Consider the following 17350-nt stretch of genomic DNA (forward strand, 5'->3'; position numbering starts at 1 on the left):
CTGGCCTTCGCATATAGGTCTATTCAGACAGCGGGGGTATCGTTCGACGCAGACCTGGGGTGGCTTTCATTGGGGTGGGTGCGGTCCCCAGGCGTCCGTTCGAAGAGGGCGCTCAGTTGCGCCCACAGGTTGGGGGTTGTGGACGATGATCGTCCCGCGTTTCGTTGCTCGTGCCGTGGCCGCTGCAGGGTTGTCCCTGGTGACGGCCGGTCTGGTGCTGATCCCGGGGCCGGCTCAGGCCGACACCCATCCGCTCGACCCTGCTGACCCGACAACGCCGCGCACGGCCGCGGCGCGGCCGCTGCCCACGACGCAGATCAACGGCGTCGTGTGGTCGCAGGCAGTCATCGGCAACACGGTCTACGTGGCCGGCGAGTTCACCACGGCCCGGCCCGCGGGGGCGGCCCCGGGCGTGAACGAGGTGCCTCGCAGCAACCTCCTGGCCTACGACATCCGGACCGGGCTCCTGTCGCAGACCTGGACTCCCACGGCCAACGCCGTCGTGAACGACATCGAGGTCTCGCCCGACAACTCCCGGATCTACATCGGTGGAGCGTTCACGGAGGTCAACGGCCAGACGCAGCGGCGCATCGCCGCGCTCGACCCGACGACCGGCAACCGGATCGCCAGCTTCGCTCCCAATCCCAACGGCCGCGTCCGCGCGATCGCCCCGACGAACACGTCGGTCTACTTCGGGGGAAACTTCGGCGCGGTCCGCGGGGTGACCCGGATCGCGTTCGCCGCGGCCCGGGCCTCGGACGGAGCCCTGCTCGAGTGGGCCCCGGCAGCGGGGGAGGGCTTCCCGTGGGACATGGTGCTCTCGCCGGACCACGAGCAGGTGCTGCTCGGCGGGTCGTTCGTCTCCATCAACGGCTCGGACAACCCCGGCCTGGGACTCGCGTCCGTCGACGCGGTGACCGGTGCGTCGCTGCCCTGGGCGGCCAACAGCCTGATCCGCAACGACGGGCGTCAGCAGTCGGCGATCACGTCGCTCGAGACCGACGGCGACTCGGTCTACGCCACCGGTGCGACCTACTCACGGCTGAGCAGGCTCGAGGGCGTGGCCCGGATGGACTGGGACGGCGGGGACGTCATCTGGGTGGAGGACTGCCACGGTGACTCGCTGGACACCTTCCCGTCCGGTGACGTCGTGTACGTCGCCTCCCACGCGCACTACTGCGGCAACCTGGCCGACGGGTTCCCGCAGCCCGACCAGTGGAACATGTACCGGGGGACGGCGTTCACGAAGCGCACCACGGGGACGCTGCGCACCGAGTACCTCAACTACTTCAACTTCGCCGGGACCCCGGCACCCTCGATGCTGCACTGGCTGCCCAACATCCCGGCCGGCAGCTACACGGGCAACGACCAGGGCGCCTGGGCGGTCGACGGCAACGACGACTACGTCGTCATGGGCGGTGAGTTCCCCAACGCCGGCGGCACGCAGCAGCAGGGCCTGGTGCGGTTCGCCAAGGACCCTTCCTCGTCGATCTCGCCCGACGAGACCCCGGCACGACTCACGCCCACCGTGCGCAGCCATGGCGCGGGCGAGGCCCTCGTCAGCTGGCGCACCAGCTGGGACCGGGACAACGAGAACCTGACCTACCAGGTGGTCCGCAACGAGAACTTCGCGAGCCCGATCCACACCCGGGTGGTCTCCTCGTCGGACTGGGACCGGCCCTACCAGAGCTTCCTGGACACCGGTGTGACGCCGGGTTCGTCCGCGACCTACCGGGTCGTCGTGCGTGACCCCCTGGGCAACCAGATCCGCTCCAACCCGGTCACGGTCCAGGTGGGATCGAGCGGCGCGTCGGACGCCTACGCCCGATCGGTCGCCGCTGACGGTCCCATGCACTACTGGCGCTTCAGCGAGTCGTCCGGCTCGACGGTCGCCGGGTACACAGGTCGTGAGAACGGCACCCTGGCAGGGAGCCCGACCCGTGGCCAGCCCGGCGTCGTGCCCGGCGACGCGTCGATCCGCTTCGACGGCACCAGCAGCCAGAGGATGGCCAACGCCGCCGCTGCCGAGGGGCCGTTCTGGTACACCGTCGAGGCGTGGTTCAACACCACGACGAACCGGGGCGGCAAGATCGTCGGCTACGGAAACTCGCAGTCCGGCACCAGCAGCAGCAGCCAGTCCGACCACGCTCTGTACATGGACAACAGCGGGCGGATCATCTTCGGCAGCCGTCAGGGAGGCGGCAACCAGGTCCTGGCCAGCGGAAGCGGACTCAACAACGGTCAGTGGCACCAGGCAGTCGGTGTCGTGACCAACGGCGGCATGAGCCTCTACATCGACGGGGCGCGGACCGGTTACCGGTCGGACGTCCGGACGGGTGCCTCGTTCAACGGCTTCTGGCGGGTCGGCGGCGACAACCTGAGTGGCTGGTCCAGCCGTCCCTCCAGCGACTACTTCGCCGGCAGCATCGACGAGGTCGCGGTCTACGGTCACGGCCTGAGCTCGAGCCGCATCCGCGACCACTACACGAAGAGCGGGCGCGCGCTCTCGGGTGCTCCGACCGACGCGTACGGCGCCGCTGTCGCCGGGGACGGACCGAGCGCGTACTGGCGCTTCGCCGAGTCGGGCGGCACGACCGCCGTGGACTCCTCGCTCAGCGGTGCGAACGGGACGTTCCTCGACGGTGCCGCGCGCGGCGCCACGGGGTCCGGGGCCGTCGGGGTCCCGACCGACCGGACGGCCAGCTTCGACGGCACCAACGACACGGTGGCGGCCGACGGCAGCAGGACGGCACCGGACCGGTTCTCGGCTGAGGCGTGGATCAAGACCAGCTCGACGTCGGGCGGCCGGATCATGGGCTTCGGCGCGAACCGCACCGGCACGAGCCCCCGGACCGACCGTCACGTCTACATGACCGACAACGGGCGGCTTCGCTTCGGCACCGCGTACCGCGGCGTCCAGTCCGTGGTCGAGACCGGTCAGCCCTACAACGACAACGCATGGCACCACGTGGTGGCCACGCAGGGTCCGCTGGGCATGCGCCTGTACGTCGACGGGGTGCTGGCCGGCAGCGACCCGACGGCGACCAACGAGGCCTTCACGGGCTACTGGCGGGTCGGCGGTGACTCGCTCGCCGGTTGGGCGAGCCGTCCCTCGAGCGACTACCTCGCCGGCTCGATCGACGAGGTGGCCTTCTACGACCGACCGTTGAGCGCTGGTCAGGTGGGGTCCCACTACAGCGCCGGTGGCGGCCAGCCCACCAACGAGCTGCCCCAGGCGGACTTCACCGCTGCGATCGAGGACCTCGAGGTCCAGTTCACCGACGGATCGGACGACCCGGACGGCACGATCGCGTCGCGGAGCTGGTCCTTCGGTGACGGCTCGACGAGCACGGCGACGAACCCGACACACACCTACTCGGCCGCCGGCAAGTACGTGGTCGAGCTGACGGTCACCGACGACCGCGGCGACAGCGACACCGTGAGCAAGGAGGTCACGGTCACGGTCCCGGTGAACGAGCCCCCGACGGCGGGCTTCACCACCACGGTCGACGGCCTCTCGATCGACGTCGACGGCAACGCCTCCGACGACCCCGACGGGTCGGTCGCGTCCTACGCCTGGGACTGGGGTGACGGCACGGCCGACGGGTCCGGGGCCACGGACTCCCACACCTACGCGGCGGCGGGGACCTACACGGTCGCGCTGACCGTCACCGACGACGAAGGGGCTGAGGACGTCGTGACCCAGGAGGTCACCGTGGCCGTGGCCGTTGCGCAGGACGCCTTCCAGCGGACGGTGACCGGCGGGTGGGGAACCGCCGACGTCGGCGGACCGTGGACCTCCGCCGCGGGAGTCGGCCGGCTCTCGGTCGCGGGTGGTCGCGGGGTCGTCACGGCTGGTCCGGGCCAGGCGAACTGGGCCTACCTCAACGGGATCGCCGAGACCGACGTCGCGGGCACGGTCGACCTGACGACGGACAAGGCGCCGACGGGCGGGGGCGTCTACATGTCGGTGCTGGCTCGACGGGTCGGCAACAACTCCTACAACTTCCGCACGCGGTTCATGCCCGACGGCACGGTGCGGTTGTGGGTCGTGCGGGAGGTCGCCGGCGCCGAGACCCAGCTCGGAGCCGCGGTGCTCGCGGTGCCGGGCGTGTCCTACGCCCCGGGCGACGTGCTGAGGCTGAGGTTCGAGGTGTCCGGTGGGGCGAACGCCACCCTGAGGGCGACTCTCTGGGAGACCGGTACACCGGAGCCGGCGGCCCAGGTCGTACGCACCGACAGCACACCGGCCCTCGCGGGTGCGGGCGCCGTCGGCGTGTCCACCAGCCTGTCGGGGACCGCCACCAACGGTCCGGTGCAGATGCGCTTCGACAACCTGGACGTCATCCCGCTCGGCTGATCCGAGGCGCCCTTGCGGCGCTTCGGGAGGGCGAGGGGTGAGGAGCGCTGGTGCAGCAGGAAGTAGGGCTCGACGCGAGCGCCACGTCGGGGGAGGTGCGACGGCACCGGCTCGGCGTGGCCCTCGTGTGGACGGCCACGGCGTGGACGGTCCTGCCCCGAGTGCTCCAGAGCGTGACGGCGCCGAAGGTGCGTGGCGAGGTGGGCGTCCAGTCGGCGGTGACGGGCAATCTCGCCTCGTCGCTCTCCTCGACCGCGCTCGCCCTCGCCCTGCTCGGCCTGTGCTGCTTCATCGTCCTCGACAGCTTCGCGAGTCCGCGGCGAGCGCCGGTGTTCCGTCTGATGGCGGTGCTGGCGCCCTGGGCCTACGTGGCCGTGCGGGACCTGTTCGTCGCCGAGGCGCCCCGCGTCGACCTCTTGGTGCACACCGCGGTGATGCTCGCGATCTGGAGGCTGCACCCGGATCGTCGGATGCTCGTGGCTCTGGGCTACGCCGTCGGGGCGTCGGCTGCCCTCGCCGTGCTCATGGGAGTCGTGGTGCCCGGCTCGGCGGTCTTCAGCACCGAGATCGGAGGTCAGATCACCGACGACAAGGCGGTGTTCTCCCTGGGTCTCCTGGCGGGGTTCTTCAGCCACAGCAACACGTTGGGACAGATGCTGGCGCTCGGGCTGCCGGTCGTCCTCCTCATCCCCAAGCGCGGTTGGAGGCTGGGCGCCCTCGCCGTGCTCCTCCTCGCCCTGCTCTGGACGGCGTCGCGCACCGCCTGGATCGGCGTTGCTGTCTCCGTGGTCGTCGTGACGGTGCTGCTCCCACTGCCCGCACCGCTCCGTCGGATGGCCGCGGCGACGGCGATGGCCGGGGCCGTCTCGGTCGCGGCGCTGGTGCCCCTCCTCGTGCGCGACCCGTCGGCGTTCACCTCGCGCGGCATCGTCTGGATCACGACCCGGGAGGCGTTCGGCGTCAGCCCGGTGTTCGGGCGCGGTTCGAACTGGTTCGAGGTGGTCGGGAGCACGTCCGAACGCTTGGGCGTGGCCGCCAGCACCGCCCACAGCCAGCTTCTGCACATGATGGTCACCGGAGGACTGGTGCTCGTGCTGCTGACGCTGCCCATGCTGGCGATGGTGGTCGCCGGAGCCCTCCGTCACCTTCGCGAGGGGTCGGTGTGGGGCGTGGTGTACGTCATCGCCCTCGCTGGGTGCGGGACGACCGAGGTCGTGATCAAGTTCGGTTCGGTGGCCGCTGCGTTCCCGGTGGTCATGATTCCGCTCGGGGTCCTGCTGTTTGGTGAGGAAGCTGCACCCCCGTTAGCATCTCCGGACGTCGGCGCCGATGACCGGGGACATGTCTTGTCGAGCGGGGGACGATGACGGCTCAGCCAGTGGATGGACGGCCCCGCCTGCCTGGAAAGCCGTGGTGGTGGGTGGCTGCAGCCGTCGGCGTCATCATCCTCGCGGCCCTCCTCTGGCGTGGGCTCGACGGCCGGTCCGACGGCTCGCAGCCCGGTGCCGGTGGGGACCCGGCGGGTCTTCCCTCGGCCGACGACCTCGGATCACCCACCGTCACGCCTTCTCCGGGTCAGACCGAGCCGGGGCTGCAGGAGATGCCGACCTCGACCCCGAAGCCGGTGAGGAAGGCGATCGACGAGGTCGCGGAGCTCGGCGGAGGGGTGAGTGCCCGGGTCGTCCGGTTCGAGTCCGTGCAGGGCGAGTCGACAGGTCGGGGCGAGCGCGACGCTCCCGCCGTGCGCTTCACCGTCGAGATCACCAACGACACCTCGTCCGACCTCGACCTGCGTGCTGCCACGGTGACGGCGTACCTCGGGGCAGACCAGGCGCCGGCTCCCGACCTCGGCGCCCCGGGTGTCCGACTCTTCCCGGCGTCGGCTGCGCCGGGCACGACGGCGTCCGGGACCTTCGTGTTCGCGATCCCCCCGGGGGAGCGGGACGACGTCTCCGTCCACGTGGGATATCGCGGTGAGGCCCCGACGGCCGTGTTCCGCGGCTCGGTGTCGTGACGGGCTTGAGCCAACGCGAGGTTCACGTGCGACACACTGTGAGACGATCACCACGGTGCATGCACGCCTGGAGTGAGGATGCCGACGGGCTCGAGCGCCTAGGGAGAAGCAGCAGGTGACTCTACGGGACTACATACGCGCGCTGCGCAAGCGGTGGTGGCTGGTCGTGGCCGCTGCCTTGGCCGGCGCGTCCCTCAGTGCCGTGTGGGTCCAGCAGCTGCCCCCCGTCTACCAGGGCACGGTCACGTTCTTCGCGACCACCCCCAGCCTCGATCCCTCCTCGCCGCTCCAGTCCGACCTCTTCGGTCAGCAGCGGGTCAACAGCTACGTACGCCTGCTGAAAAGTGAGCTGATGGCTGAGCGCGTGGTGGCCGACACCGATCTCGACCTGTCCGAGCGCGAGGTGATGACCTCGGTCGAGGGCAAGGCGGACCTGAACACCGTCCTCCTCACAGCGGAGATCAGGAACACCTCGCCCGACCGGGTCCAGGCCATCACCGAATCGGTCGCCGTCGAGATGCCGAGCCTGGTCGAGGAGATCGAGAGCGAGGGGGGACAGGCCCCGGTCCTTCTCCGGCGGGTGAGCGGACCCACGATCAACACGAGCCCGGTGAGCCCCCAGAAGGAGCTGTGGGTGGCGGCAGGACTACTCCTCGGGCTGGCGCTGGGGGTGGCGGTGGCGCTGCTCCGGGGTCTGCTCGACCGCACGGTGCGGACGCCGGAGGACCTGCGGGAACGGATGGGCGCACCCGTCCTGGGGCGCATCCCTGCCGGGTCCTCGAAGCGGATGAGGCTGCTGGCCAAGGGCAAGATGGGCTGGGCCCACGCCGAGGCCTTCCGCCAGCTCCGGACCAACCTGCAGTTCGTCGACATCGAGAAGCCGGTCAGCGTCCTCGCGGTCACGTCCTCGCTGCCCGCGGAGGGCAAGTCGAGCACGGCGGCCTACCTCGCGGTCTCCTTCTCCGAGGCGGGCAAGCGCGTCCTGCTGATCGAGGGCGACCTCCGTCGGCCGGTCCTCGCCGACATCTTCGGGCTGGAGGGCGGCGTCGGACTGACCAACGTGCTGGCGCACCAGGTGCTGCTGGACGAGGTGGTGCAGCCGTGGGGAACCCATGGTCTGCACTTCCTGGCCAGCGGGCCGATCCCGCCCAACCCGTCAGAGCTGCTGGGCAGCGATGCCATGGTCAAGCTTCTCGTGGAGGCTCGCGGGGTCTACGACCTCGTCGTGATCGACACGCCTCCGCTGCTCCCGGTCACCGACGGCGCGATCACGGCCGCCGGCGCCGACGGCGCCATCGTGGTGGTGCGCTACAGCAAGACGCGCACGAACGACGTGCAGCGAGCGCTGGAGAATCTCCGCGCCGTCGACGCCCGGGTGCTCGGCACGGTCCTCAACCGTGCGCCACTCAAGGGCCAGGACAGCTACACCTACGAGAAGTACACCGACAAGGGGGCGAGGGTCCGACGCGGTCAGCTGCGCTAGCGCCGGCTCGTCAGGTGCTCGGCCGCGGTGCTCGGTCCGCAGCAGAGAGCTCGCGCCACCAGGCGCGGACCGCCACCGCGAGCAGGCCCGCGCTGAGGACGGCGAGCGCACCGTATGCCGTCGCGAACCACCCGGGCCACGCCAGGAGGACGAAGATCCAGCAGACGAAGCCGTGGTCCGCCGGGAGCGTGAGCCACTTGCGCAGCGGGTGCTCGTTGGCGACGTCGGCTCGTCGCGCAGGCGCACCGGCCTGCCGCCGGAGGAAGGGCATCACGATCACGCTGAAGTAGGTCGCGGACGCGACCACCAGGAAGGCCATCGGCACCAGGAGGACCGACGTCTCCTCCACCGGAGGAAAGCGATACCACGACACGAGCACGCAGAGGTGGAGCAGTGTCGTCTTGAAGCAGTCGACCAGGTGGTCCAGCCACTCGCCCGACACCGACCCCCCGCCCCGCAGCCTCGCCAGCTGGCCGTCCACCGAGTCCATGACGTACCCCCCGGCCAGCAAGGCACCGACGGCGAACGCCTGCGGCGGTGACGGCTCGACCAGGGCGAGCAGCGCGAGGCCGAGGGCTGAGAGGACGGCGCTGAGGGCCGTCGCCTGGTTCGGGGTCGTCCCGAAGCTGTGGGCGGCCGCAGCCACCCGCCGCGCGAGCGGACGGTTGACGTAGCGGCTGTAAGCCGGTGTCCCGAAGGAGGGCTTCTGCGCCGACTCGAGCGCGCCGAGGTTGGCCCGATACGATCGGTCAGGAAGCGCCGACCCGGTGGCCTGGCCCGACCGGGTCACCGACGTTCACCCTGGCGGTCGGCCCCGAGGGGGGTAATCAGCGTCATGGCACCCATTGTCGGCTATGCCCCGGGCATCTTCGACCTCTTCCACGTGGGGCACCTCAACATCCTCCGACGCGCCAAGCAGCACTGCGACGTCCTGGTCGCGGGCGTGCTGTCGGACGAGATGTGCCTGCGCGCGAAGGGGCAGCCTCCGGTGATCCCGGCGATCGAGCGCCTCGAGATCGTCGAGCACGTCGACTTCGTCGACCGGGTGCACGAGGAGGTCGTGCCACGCAAGCTCGACACCTGGGGTGCGGTGGGCTTCGACCGGATCTTCAAGGGCGACGACTGGCGCGGGACCGACAAGGGGGGACGACTCGAGGCTGACATGGCGAGCGTGGGCGTGGAGGTCGTCTACTTCCCCTACACGGTCACGACCTCCAGCACCCAGCTGCGCCGCGCTCTCGCCGCCTTGCAGGCGGCCCTGCCCGCCGAGGTCGTGGACCTCGCCGACTGAGCTGCGCTCAGCCGCTCGTCGTGATCCGCAGCCGGTCGAAGTCGATGTGGCTGTCGCGCTGTCCGGCCCAGTCCAACGTCGCGCCACCGCGGAAGACCGCCCACATGATGTGCGAGATGCGGACCCTGCTGTTGAGGCGGTAGACCATGTCGGTCCGGCTGAGGACCTGCTGGCCGTCCAGCCAGGCGCGCATCACGCCGTTCGCCCTGCCGACGGTGTTCATGGTGTAGCACTGGCGCAGGACGTGCCAGCCACCGTCACCGGCCCGGGTGCCCCAGGCGAAACCCTGCCCGTAGTAGGAGGTCTGCGACGGGTAGTACAGGTAGGAGCTGAGCGATCCCCCGGAGCCCCACATCAGTCGGCCCGACCACCCCTTGTCCCCGGGGTTCCCCCCGCCGGTCGGTGCGGTGGGGGACACGCCGGGGGCGACGCCGGACAGGCCGGGGAGCTTGCCGCCCTTCGACCAGTCGAAGCCGCTCCCGAAGCGCACGCGGTACCGGATGCACGCGTTGTCGACCTGACGGGCCAGCGGCACCGCCGCGACGATCCCGTGGTTGCCGTGCGGGTTGTCCCGGATGGTGCCCGCGTCGAGATCGATCCGGTAGACCTTCCCGGACTTGCCGCCCGCATCGACGACCGAGGAGTCGTCGAAGGCGCCGTCCGCCCAGACCGGGCCTCCGATCGCTTCCGCGAACTCGGCTCCCGACATCTGGCCGGCCCGCAACGTGTCGAAGTCTGCGAACCGCAGCGTCGTCGTCCGGGTCTCCTCCGCCGAGGCGGTGCCGGTGGCGACGGTCGCGGTGCCGAGCGGCAGCGCGGTCGCGAGGGCGAGCATGAACACGGTGGTGGTACGTCGCAGCACAACTGCCTCCCAGCAGCTCGAACCGACGCGGGGGTGGGGTGGTCCTCCGCGTCCCGAAGAGCCGGCAGCGGAGGGCTGCCGGCTCTTCGAGGCTAGGTCGCCACTTTCACGCCGTACGGGCTTTTCGGGACTTTGGTCTGTAACCGGCGGGATTTTGGTCCTGCTGTCCAGACCGCCCAGGCCCGCGAGGCCTGGCGTGGTGCTCAGCTGGTGGTCGTGACCCGGACGTTGTCGATGTCGATCCAGCTGTCACGGGCGCCGGCCCAGTCCAGGGTCGCGCCGCCGCGGAAGACGTGCCACATGAGGTGGCTGATCTTGACGTCGGTGCGCTCGCGGAACACGTGGTTGGTGATGTTCAGCATCGAGGTGCCGTCGAGCCAGACCTGCATCTTGCCGTCGGCGTTGCCGCCGGAGGCTCCGACGGTGTTCATCGTGTAGCAGATCTTGACGGCGTGCCAGGTGCCGCGGGTCGTGGCGCGTGCCCAGGGGACGCCGTCGCCGTAGTAGTGGACCTGGCGCGGTCCGTACATGTACTGCGTCATGCCGCCGTTGGTTCCCCACATGACCCGGCCGGACCAGCCCTTGTCGCCGGGGTTGCCGCCGCCGGCAGGGAGCGTGGGCGAGACGCCGGGGGCGACCCCGGAGAGCCCGGGCAGCTTGCCGCCCTTGGACCAGTCGAAGTTGGCGTCGAAGAGGAGGTCGTAGGAGAGGCAGGCGTTGTCGACCTGCTTGGCCAGCGGGATGACCAGCGCGATCCCGTGGTTGCCGCTGCTGGGGTTCGCGTTGATGGTTCCCTGCTCGAGGCGGATCCGGTACGCCTTCCCGGTTCCCCGGCTGTCGGCGGTGACGGTCGAGTCGTCGAAGATCCAGTTCGCGAAGTTGGTGCCGCCGAACTGCGACTGGAAGCCGGTACCGGTCATCGGGCCGGTGGCCAACGAGTCGAACGGCGCGTTCATGACGGTCGACTGGGTGGGGGTCGGGGTCGGCGTCGGCGTGGGCGTGGGCGTCGGGGTCGGCGTCGGGGTCGGCGTCGGGGTCGGCGTCGGGGTCGGCGTCGGGGTCGGCGTCGGGGTCGGCGTGGGCGTCGGGGTCGGCGTCGGGGTCGGCGTGGGCGTCGGGGTCGGCGTCGGGGTCGGCGTGGGCGTCGGGGTGGGCTCGACGACCGGCAGCTGTCCCACGAGCGAGGCGTTGCTCAGCAGCAGCTTCTGCTTGGACCTGAGGGTCGCCCGGACCGAGAAGTCGAGCGAGGCGCCCGGCAGGGTCGGCGTGACGGTGACGGCGGCGCCCTTCCACGCCGTGCTCGTCAGCGACACGGACGCCCGGTGGTCGATGCTCGAGACTCCGTTGCTCTCGGTGACCACGAGCGTGGCTCCGAGCGTGGGCAGGTTGGTGCGCACGTCGACGGCGGCCCGGTAGGTCGCACCCGGCGTGACCTCGGCGACGGTCGTGCCGGTGTCGGTGACCCGCGTGGCGGTGGTGGTGCGCGAGCGGGTCGCGGTGGTCGTCGGGCGCAGGGCGCCGGCGCTGTCACGGGGCGACGCGACGGCCACCGAGGCGAGCCGCGCGTTGCTGCGCCAGTTGCTCGTCCCGTCGGCGAAGTCGCCGTTGGTGACGAACTCGTGGCTGGTCGTCCGTGCCGCGGTGGCGGACGGTGCGGCGGTGGCGGCGAGGGCTGCGGACGCGGGGACGAACACGGCACCGGCGCAGGCCAGGGCAAGGGTGGTGTGGCGGATCAAGGCTGCCTCCCAACAGACTTGTGGTGAATCCGGCATCCGCGGGGGGTCGGACGCCGACGTCGTCGGGAGGGCGAAGGCCCATGCCCGACACACCAAAGTTAGGCCCCATTCGGGACCTGTGGGGACCATTCCGGGACCTTGGTCCCGAATAGCGCAATCGGTTGATCCCGGGTAGGCCGAACGGGCTACTCGGAAGGCCGGTGGGGGTGGCCCACCGAGGAGTCCAGGGAGGTTGGCGGTCTAGACGGTGGGCTTGTTCATGACACGGTCAGGGGTCGAGGTGGGTGTCAGCCAGCGTTCGAGGGAGAGCGCTGCGAGCAGCTTCTGGTCCGTCGCGCGGGGCCCCGACCCTGCTGCCCGACCATGCCGCAGAGGACCGACTCGGCGTCTGTGACGTGCTCGAGGACGAGCGACGGGCAGGCCTCGTCGTAGGCGCCCTTGACGAGGAGGAGCGAGCGTACGTCCGAGGACCGCCTCGTCCAGTCGCCGTCGCTACCGAGATCCGACTGCGGGACCGTCTCCCTCGCGCTCGTCCCGCTCCGCCCATGCGAGCAGCGGTGCGAGGTCGAAGACCGTGTCGTCGATGCCGGCGTGCAGGTCGCCGATCTCGGCGAAGCGGGCAGGCACCGTCGCGATGGTGAAGTCGCCGGGCTCCGCGTCGTCGATCTCGTCCCACCGCACCGGGGTGGAGACCGTGCCCTCGGGGTTGCCGCGCACGGAGTAGGCCGCCGCGATCGTGTGGTCGCGGGCGTTCTGGTTGTAGTCGACGAACAGGCTGTGCGGGTCACGGTCCTTGCGCCACCAGGCGGTCGTCACGTCCTCGGGCGCCCGACGCTCCACCTCCCGCGCGAAGGCGAGAGCGGCGCGGCGTACGTCGGCGAAGCCGTGCGCCGGAGGGATCCTCACGTAGACGTGGAGGCCGCTCCCGCCGCTCGTCTTGGGCCAGCCGGTGGCGCCCAGGTCGTCGAGCACCTCGTGGACGACGTGGGCCACCCGTCGCACGCGGGCGTAGTCGCACTCCGGACCGGGGTCCAGGTCGATGCGCCACTCGTCGGGGCTCTCGGTGTCGGCCCGGCGGCTGTTCCACGGGTGGAACTCGACGGTCGACATCTGCACGGCCCAGACGACCGCGGCCGGCTCGGTGACGCACAGCTCGTCGGCGTACCGGTCGTAGCGGGGGAAGTGCAGGCGGACGGTCTCGAGCCAGGGCGGTGCGCCCCGGGGCACGCGCTTCTGGTGCACCTTCTCCCCGCTCACCCCCTCGGGGAACCGGTGGAGCATGCACGGGCGCTCGAACAGGGCCCGCACGATGCCGTCGGAGACGGCGAGGTAGTACTCGACCAGGTCGAGCTTGGTCTCGCCCCGTGCCGGGAAGTACACCCGGTCGGGGTTGCTCACCCGGACCACGCGGTCGTCGATCTCGATCTCCACCGCGGGAGAGGACGTGGCCATGACGTCACGGTAGTCCGCGTGAGCACCCGATTCGCCTCGCGGGACGCGGCCCGGTAGGATTCCGGGGTTGCCTCGGCGAGGGAGACGAAGGGTCCAGCGGGCTCTCGGCTCCGTGATCGACGCGGTCGTGCAGCGCACGTCTGCGTGCGCTCCGACCCAGCCTCTCGCCGACGGCCACCCCACGCGCACCCGCCGAGCAAGAGGAGAGCACCCATGTCCGAGACCAAGCTCCAGGCCGAGTCCCGCAACGAGTTCGGCAAGGGCGCCGCCCGCCGGATCCGCCGCGACAACAAGGTCCCCGCCGTGCTGTACGGCCACGGCACCGACCCCGTCCACATCACGCTGCCCGGTCACGACACGATGCTGGCCCTCAAGCACGGCGGCGCCAACGCGCTGCTGTCGATCGACCTCGACGGCACCTCGCAGCTCGTCCTGCCCAAGCAGGTCCAGCGCGACCCGATCAAGGGCTTCCTCGAGCACCTCGACCTGATCATCGTCCGCAAGGGCGAGAAGGTCACCGTCGACGTCCCGGTCCACACGGTCGGCGACGCCGCGCCGGAGACCCTGGTGACGCTCGAGAACTCGACGCTGTCCCTCGAGGCCGAGGCCACCCACATCCCCGAGGTCATCGAGGTCTCGATCGAGGGCGCCCAGGTCGGCACGCAGATCCTGGCCAAGGACCTGGTCCTGCCCAGCGGCTCGACGCTCGACGCCGACGAGGACCTGCTCATCGTCAACATCACCGCGGCCCCGACGGCCGAGGAGATCGAGGAGGAGCTCGCCGAGGCCGAGGCCGAGGTCGGCATCGAGCGCGACGAGTCCGACGAGGAGCTCGCCGAGGCGGCTGCCGCGGGCGACGACGCCGAGACCTCCGGCGACGAGTCGTCCGAGGGTGGCGACGACTCCTCGAAGGAGTGAGCCCGGTCGGTCGACCGCACGCCGACCCCGACCCCGACGCGCCCTGGCTGGTCTTCGGGCTCGGGAACCCGGGGCCGGCGTACGCCGGGCACCGGCACTCGGTCGGCCACATGGTCGTGCAGGAGCTGGTCGCCCGCCGGGGCGGATCCCTGCGCCCGTTCAAGCGGGGAGGGGCGGACGTCCTGGAGGGCTGGACCACCCCGGGACGTCGACGAGGGGTGCTGGCCACCGGGCGTTCGTACATGAACGTCTCCGGTGGGCCGCTGCTGAACCTCGCACGCTTCTTCAAGGTGGACCCGTCGCGCCTGGTGGTCGTCCACGACGAGCTCGACATCCCGTTCGAGGCGGTGCGGGTGAAGCACGGCGGCGGTGACAACGGCCACAACGGGCTCAAGTCGATCCGGGGCTCGCTCGGCACCGGCGACTACTTCCGTGTCCGGGTCGGCGTGGGCCGTCCGCCGGGGCGACAGCCCGTGGCCGACTTCGTGCTCTCCGACTACGCACCGAGCGAACGCGTCGCCCGCGACGTCCAGGTGGCGCGCGCCGCCGACGCGGTGGAGGTGCTGATCGACGAGGGCCTCGAGGCGGCGCAGCAGCGCTTCCACGGCGACTGACGGCCCGCGACCCGCGGCGGGGGCGCCGACACCGGGTGTGACGACCATCTCGGGGTCCTCGGACCTTGGTCCCGAGTACTCCCGAGACGGGACGGGGTACTTGCCTCGGGCGCCCCCGTTCCGTGAAGATGAACACGCGTCGATTCCGAAGGGGATGTCGGACCGGCGCTGTCACATTGGGGTTTTGCGTAACGGTGGGGGTTCACCGAGGTGTCGATTCACGTCGATGCTGCCGTTCAGGCATGGGGCGGCAGTGAGGATGCGCGCACGCAGGCGGCGCCGACTGCACGCGACGCGCGTGCGGTGGCCGGCCCCGTCCTGCCGCGCCAGTCCGCCCCGGGCCATCTCGCCGCACCGGTCGCTGCGCCCTTCCCGGTGCAGCGCGCCTCCTCGGAGGCCGGCACCGCACCCGCCCCGGCGCCCGCCGTGGTGCCCGCGTCGGAGCGCGGGTTCTCGGCCTGGCTGCGCCGGTGGGGCCTGCACCTCGAGCTGGCCGTGGCCCTCGCCATGGGCCTCGCCTTCGTCGTCTCCTCGGCGACCCCGCTCGTCGCGCTCGTGACGTTCGCGGTGTGGGTGGTCGGCGCGTTCTACCGCGGTCGCGCCGTGACCACCCCGTTGCGGCACCAGCTCCGCGTCGTCGCCTCCAGCGCGCTGCTCCCGCTGGCGCTGCTCTCGATGTCCGTGGCCCTGCTGAGCCTGCCCGTCGCCTCGGTCCGCCACAGCGTGCTCGCCGTCACCAGCGCGGCTGCCGTGACGGCCCTGAGCCGCTCGCTGCGCTGGACGCTGCAGGCCCCGGTCCGCGTCGTGGCCGTCGGGGACCGCGCCTCGGTGGCCACCTCCGTCGCCCAGCTGCCCCGCACCTCGCGCTGCCGCGTCGTCGGTGTCGTCGTCGTCGAGGAGGGCCTCGCCGCCGACGCCGTGCCGCAGCAGATCCTCGGGGTGCCCTGCCACCGCGACCTCGACGCCATCGCGGACGTGGTGACCGCGCACGCCGCCGACCTCGTGGTCGTCGATCCCGGCCGCGGGGTCAGCGCCGACGACTTCCGGCGGATGACCTGGCACCTGGAGGGCCTCGGCGTCGCGCTCGGGGTCTCCGGTGTCATCCGGACCGTCGCCCCCCACCGGCTGGCCGCCGGCAAACTGGGGCGCGCGTCCGTGCTCGACGTCCGGCTGCCCCGGCAGTCGCACTACGTGCGTCTCACCAAGGCTGTGCTGGACCGTGTCCTGGGTGGCCTGGCCCTCGTCCTGGCGACCCCGCTCCTGCTGCTGCTGGCCGCGGCGGTCCGCCTCGACAGTCCCGGCCCGTCACTGTTCCGGCAGACCCGTGTCGGGCAGGACGGCCGCGAGTTCACGCTGTGGAAGTTCCGCACGATGGTGCCCGACGCCGAGGACCGCAAGTCGGACCTCGTCGACGAGAACGTCGACGACGAGGTGCTCTTCAAGATCCGCAACGACCCCCGGGTGACCCGGCTGGGCGTGTTCCTGCGCACCTCCTCGCTCGACGAGCTGCCGCAGCTGCTGAACGTCGTGCGCGGCGAGATGTCCCTGGTGGGACCGCGACCGCACCTGCCCGAGGAGGTCGACGCCATGGACGACGGCACCCGCCGGCGGCACGTCGTCGCCCCGGGCATGACCGGGCTGTGGCAGGTCAACGGCCGCTCGGACCTCTCCCGCGACGAGGCGCGTGACCTCGACACCTACTACGCCGACAACTGGACCCTCAGCGGCGACCTGTCGATCCTCGCGCGCACGGTCCGCGCCGTGCTGGGGCACAAGGGCGCCTACTGAGGTTGCCGGTCAGGTTGCCGGTCTCGGGCGCCGGGGAGCGCAGTAGGTTACGGCCATGACGATCGCACCGGTCCCGCAGGACGCCCTGGACGACGACCACGCGCTGGCCTCCTGGCTGGCCACGCAGGCCGGCGAGCTGCTGCTGGAGGTGCGCACCCGCGGCCTGGAGGGGCGCGAGCTCAAGGACACCGGCGACCGCGAGTCCCACGAGTGGCTGATGCGTGCCCTGCACGAGGCCCGGCCCCAGGACCCGGTGCTGAGCGAGGAGGGCAAGGACGACCGACGTCGCCTCGAGGCCTCCCGCGTGTGGATCGTGGACCCCGTCGACGGCACGCGCGAGTTCTCCGAGCCCCCGCGCGACGACTGGGCCGTGCACGTGGCGCTCTGGCAGGACGGCGAGCTGGTCGCCGGCGCCGTCGCGCTCCCGGCGGTCGGCACGACCTTCCACACCGGTGCGCCCGCCACGGTCCCGCCGCGCACCAGCGACCGGCCGCGCATCGCGGTGTCGCGCTCGCGCCCACCGGCGTTCGTGCAGGCGCTCGCCGAGGAGATCGGCGCCGACCTGGTGCCCATGGGCTCCGCCGGGGCGAAGGTGATCTCGGTGGTGCGCGACGTCACCGACGCCTACGTCCACGCCGGCGGGCAGTACGAGTGGGACTCCGCGGCCCCGGTCGCGGTGGCACGTGCCGCGGGCCTCTTCACCAGTCGGATCGACGGCTCGGAGCTGGTCTACAACCAGGACGACGTCCTGCTGCCCGACCTCGTGGTCTGCCGACCGGAGCTCGCCGAGCAGATCCTGGCGTTCGTCGACCGCCACGGCACGGACTGACCG

13 protein-coding genes are annotated in these 17350 nt (G+C 71.3%); 9 read left to right on the plus strand and 4 right to left on the minus strand.

What is annotated here, in order from left to right; all coding sequences use genetic code 11:
- Window positions 1-199 precede the first annotated feature (199 nt).
- The 4 genes from G7072_RS02610 to G7072_RS02625 all read left to right on the plus strand — a co-directional run bounded on the left by G7072_RS02610 (window position 200) and on the right by G7072_RS02625 (window position 7857).
- Window positions 200-4360, plus strand: coding sequence for a LamG-like jellyroll fold domain-containing protein (locus G7072_RS02610; protein ID WP_166084093.1), 4161 nt, complete (start codon window positions 200-202; stop codon window positions 4358-4360).
- Window positions 4361-4410: 50 nt separating this feature from the next.
- A complete protein-coding gene (locus G7072_RS02615) occupies window positions 4411-5727 on the plus strand; it encodes an O-antigen ligase family protein (protein WP_166084094.1) in 1317 nt (438 codons plus the stop codon).
- A gap of 53 nt (window positions 5728-5780) precedes the next feature.
- A complete protein-coding gene (locus tag G7072_RS02620) occupies window positions 5781-6374 on the plus strand; it encodes a hypothetical protein (protein ID WP_166084095.1) in 594 nt (197 codons plus the stop codon).
- Window positions 6375-6489: 115 nt separating this feature from the next.
- Window positions 6490-7857 (plus strand): tyrosine-protein kinase family protein, encoded by a 1368-nt coding sequence (locus G7072_RS02625; RefSeq protein WP_166084096.1) that lies wholly within the window; start codon window positions 6490-6492, stop codon window positions 7855-7857.
- A gap of 10 nt (window positions 7858-7867) precedes the next feature.
- Here G7072_RS02625 and G7072_RS02630 read toward each other — a convergent pair whose 3' ends face one another.
- Entirely contained in the window at window positions 7868-8647 is a 780-nt protein-coding gene (locus G7072_RS02630; RefSeq protein WP_166084097.1) for a CDP-alcohol phosphatidyltransferase family protein, read from the minus strand.
- A 45-nt stretch (window positions 8648-8692) separates the two neighbouring features.
- Between G7072_RS02630 and G7072_RS02635 the strand changes: the two genes are divergently transcribed.
- The gene (locus tag G7072_RS02635) at window positions 8693-9148 is read left to right on the plus strand and encodes an adenylyltransferase/cytidyltransferase family protein (protein ID WP_166084098.1); all 456 of its coding nucleotides are present in this window, start codon (window positions 8693-8695) and stop codon (window positions 9146-9148) included.
- Window positions 9149-9155: 7 nt separating this feature from the next.
- Here the strand turns inward: G7072_RS02635 and G7072_RS02640 are convergent, their stop codons facing one another.
- From G7072_RS02640 to ligD, 3 genes are all read right to left on the minus strand, one after another.
- Window positions 9156-10010 carry a polysaccharide lyase gene (locus G7072_RS02640; RefSeq protein WP_166084099.1) on the minus strand — a complete coding sequence of 285 codons (855 nt, stop codon included), beginning with the start codon at window positions 10008-10010 and terminating at the stop codon, window positions 9156-9158.
- Between the two features lie 203 nt (window positions 10011-10213).
- Window positions 10214-11746 (minus strand): polysaccharide lyase, encoded by a 1533-nt coding sequence (locus G7072_RS19685; protein ID WP_206063250.1) that lies wholly within the window; start codon window positions 11744-11746, stop codon window positions 10214-10216.
- A 492-nt stretch (window positions 11747-12238) separates the two neighbouring features.
- On the minus strand, window positions 12239-13198 hold the full coding sequence (ligD, locus tag G7072_RS02650) for a non-homologous end-joining DNA ligase (protein ID WP_166084100.1): 960 nt from the start codon (window positions 13196-13198) through the stop codon (window positions 12239-12241).
- 213 nt (window positions 13199-13411) lie between these two features.
- Between ligD and G7072_RS02655 the strand changes: the two genes are divergently transcribed.
- From G7072_RS02655 to G7072_RS02670, 4 genes are all read left to right on the plus strand, one after another.
- Complete coding sequence (locus tag G7072_RS02655) at window positions 13412-14116, plus strand: 50S ribosomal protein L25/general stress protein Ctc (protein ID WP_166084102.1); 705 nt, start codon at window positions 13412-13414, stop codon at window positions 14114-14116.
- On the plus strand, window positions 14113-14730 hold the full coding sequence (gene pth, locus G7072_RS02660) for an aminoacyl-tRNA hydrolase (RefSeq protein WP_166084103.1): 618 nt from the start codon (window positions 14113-14115) through the stop codon (window positions 14728-14730). The genes G7072_RS02655 and pth overlap by 4 nt, the downstream gene beginning before the upstream one ends.
- 303 nt (window positions 14731-15033) lie before the next feature.
- Window positions 15034-16518, plus strand: a complete 1485-nt coding sequence (locus G7072_RS02665) for an exopolysaccharide biosynthesis polyprenyl glycosylphosphotransferase (protein WP_166084104.1) — start codon at window positions 15034-15036, stop codon at window positions 16516-16518.
- 55 nt (window positions 16519-16573) lie between these two features.
- Window positions 16574-17347, plus strand: coding sequence for a 3'(2'),5'-bisphosphate nucleotidase CysQ (locus G7072_RS02670; protein ID WP_166084105.1), 774 nt, complete (start codon window positions 16574-16576; stop codon window positions 17345-17347).
- Window positions 17348-17350 lie beyond the last annotated feature (3 nt).

The sequence above is a fragment of the Nocardioides sp. HDW12B genome (genome assembly GCF_011299595.1).
Taxonomy (GTDB): Bacteria; Actinomycetota; Actinomycetes; order Propionibacteriales; family Nocardioidaceae; genus Marmoricola_A.

Excerpts from the sequence above, each read along its gene's own strand:
- G7072_RS02635 (WP_166084098.1), top strand. The coding sequence starts at position 8,693 with ATGGCACCCATTGTCGGCTATGCCCCGGGCATCTTCGACCTCTTCCAC.
- ligD (WP_166084100.1), bottom strand. The coding sequence starts at position 13,198 with ATGGCCACGTCCTCTCCCGCGGTGGAGATCGAGATCGACGACCGCGTG.
- G7072_RS02655 (WP_166084102.1), top strand. The coding sequence starts at position 13,412 with ATGTCCGAGACCAAGCTCCAGGCCGAGTCCCGCAACGAGTTCGGCAAG.
- G7072_RS02670 (WP_166084105.1), top strand. The coding sequence starts at position 16,574 with ATGACGATCGCACCGGTCCCGCAGGACGCCCTGGACGACGACCACGCG.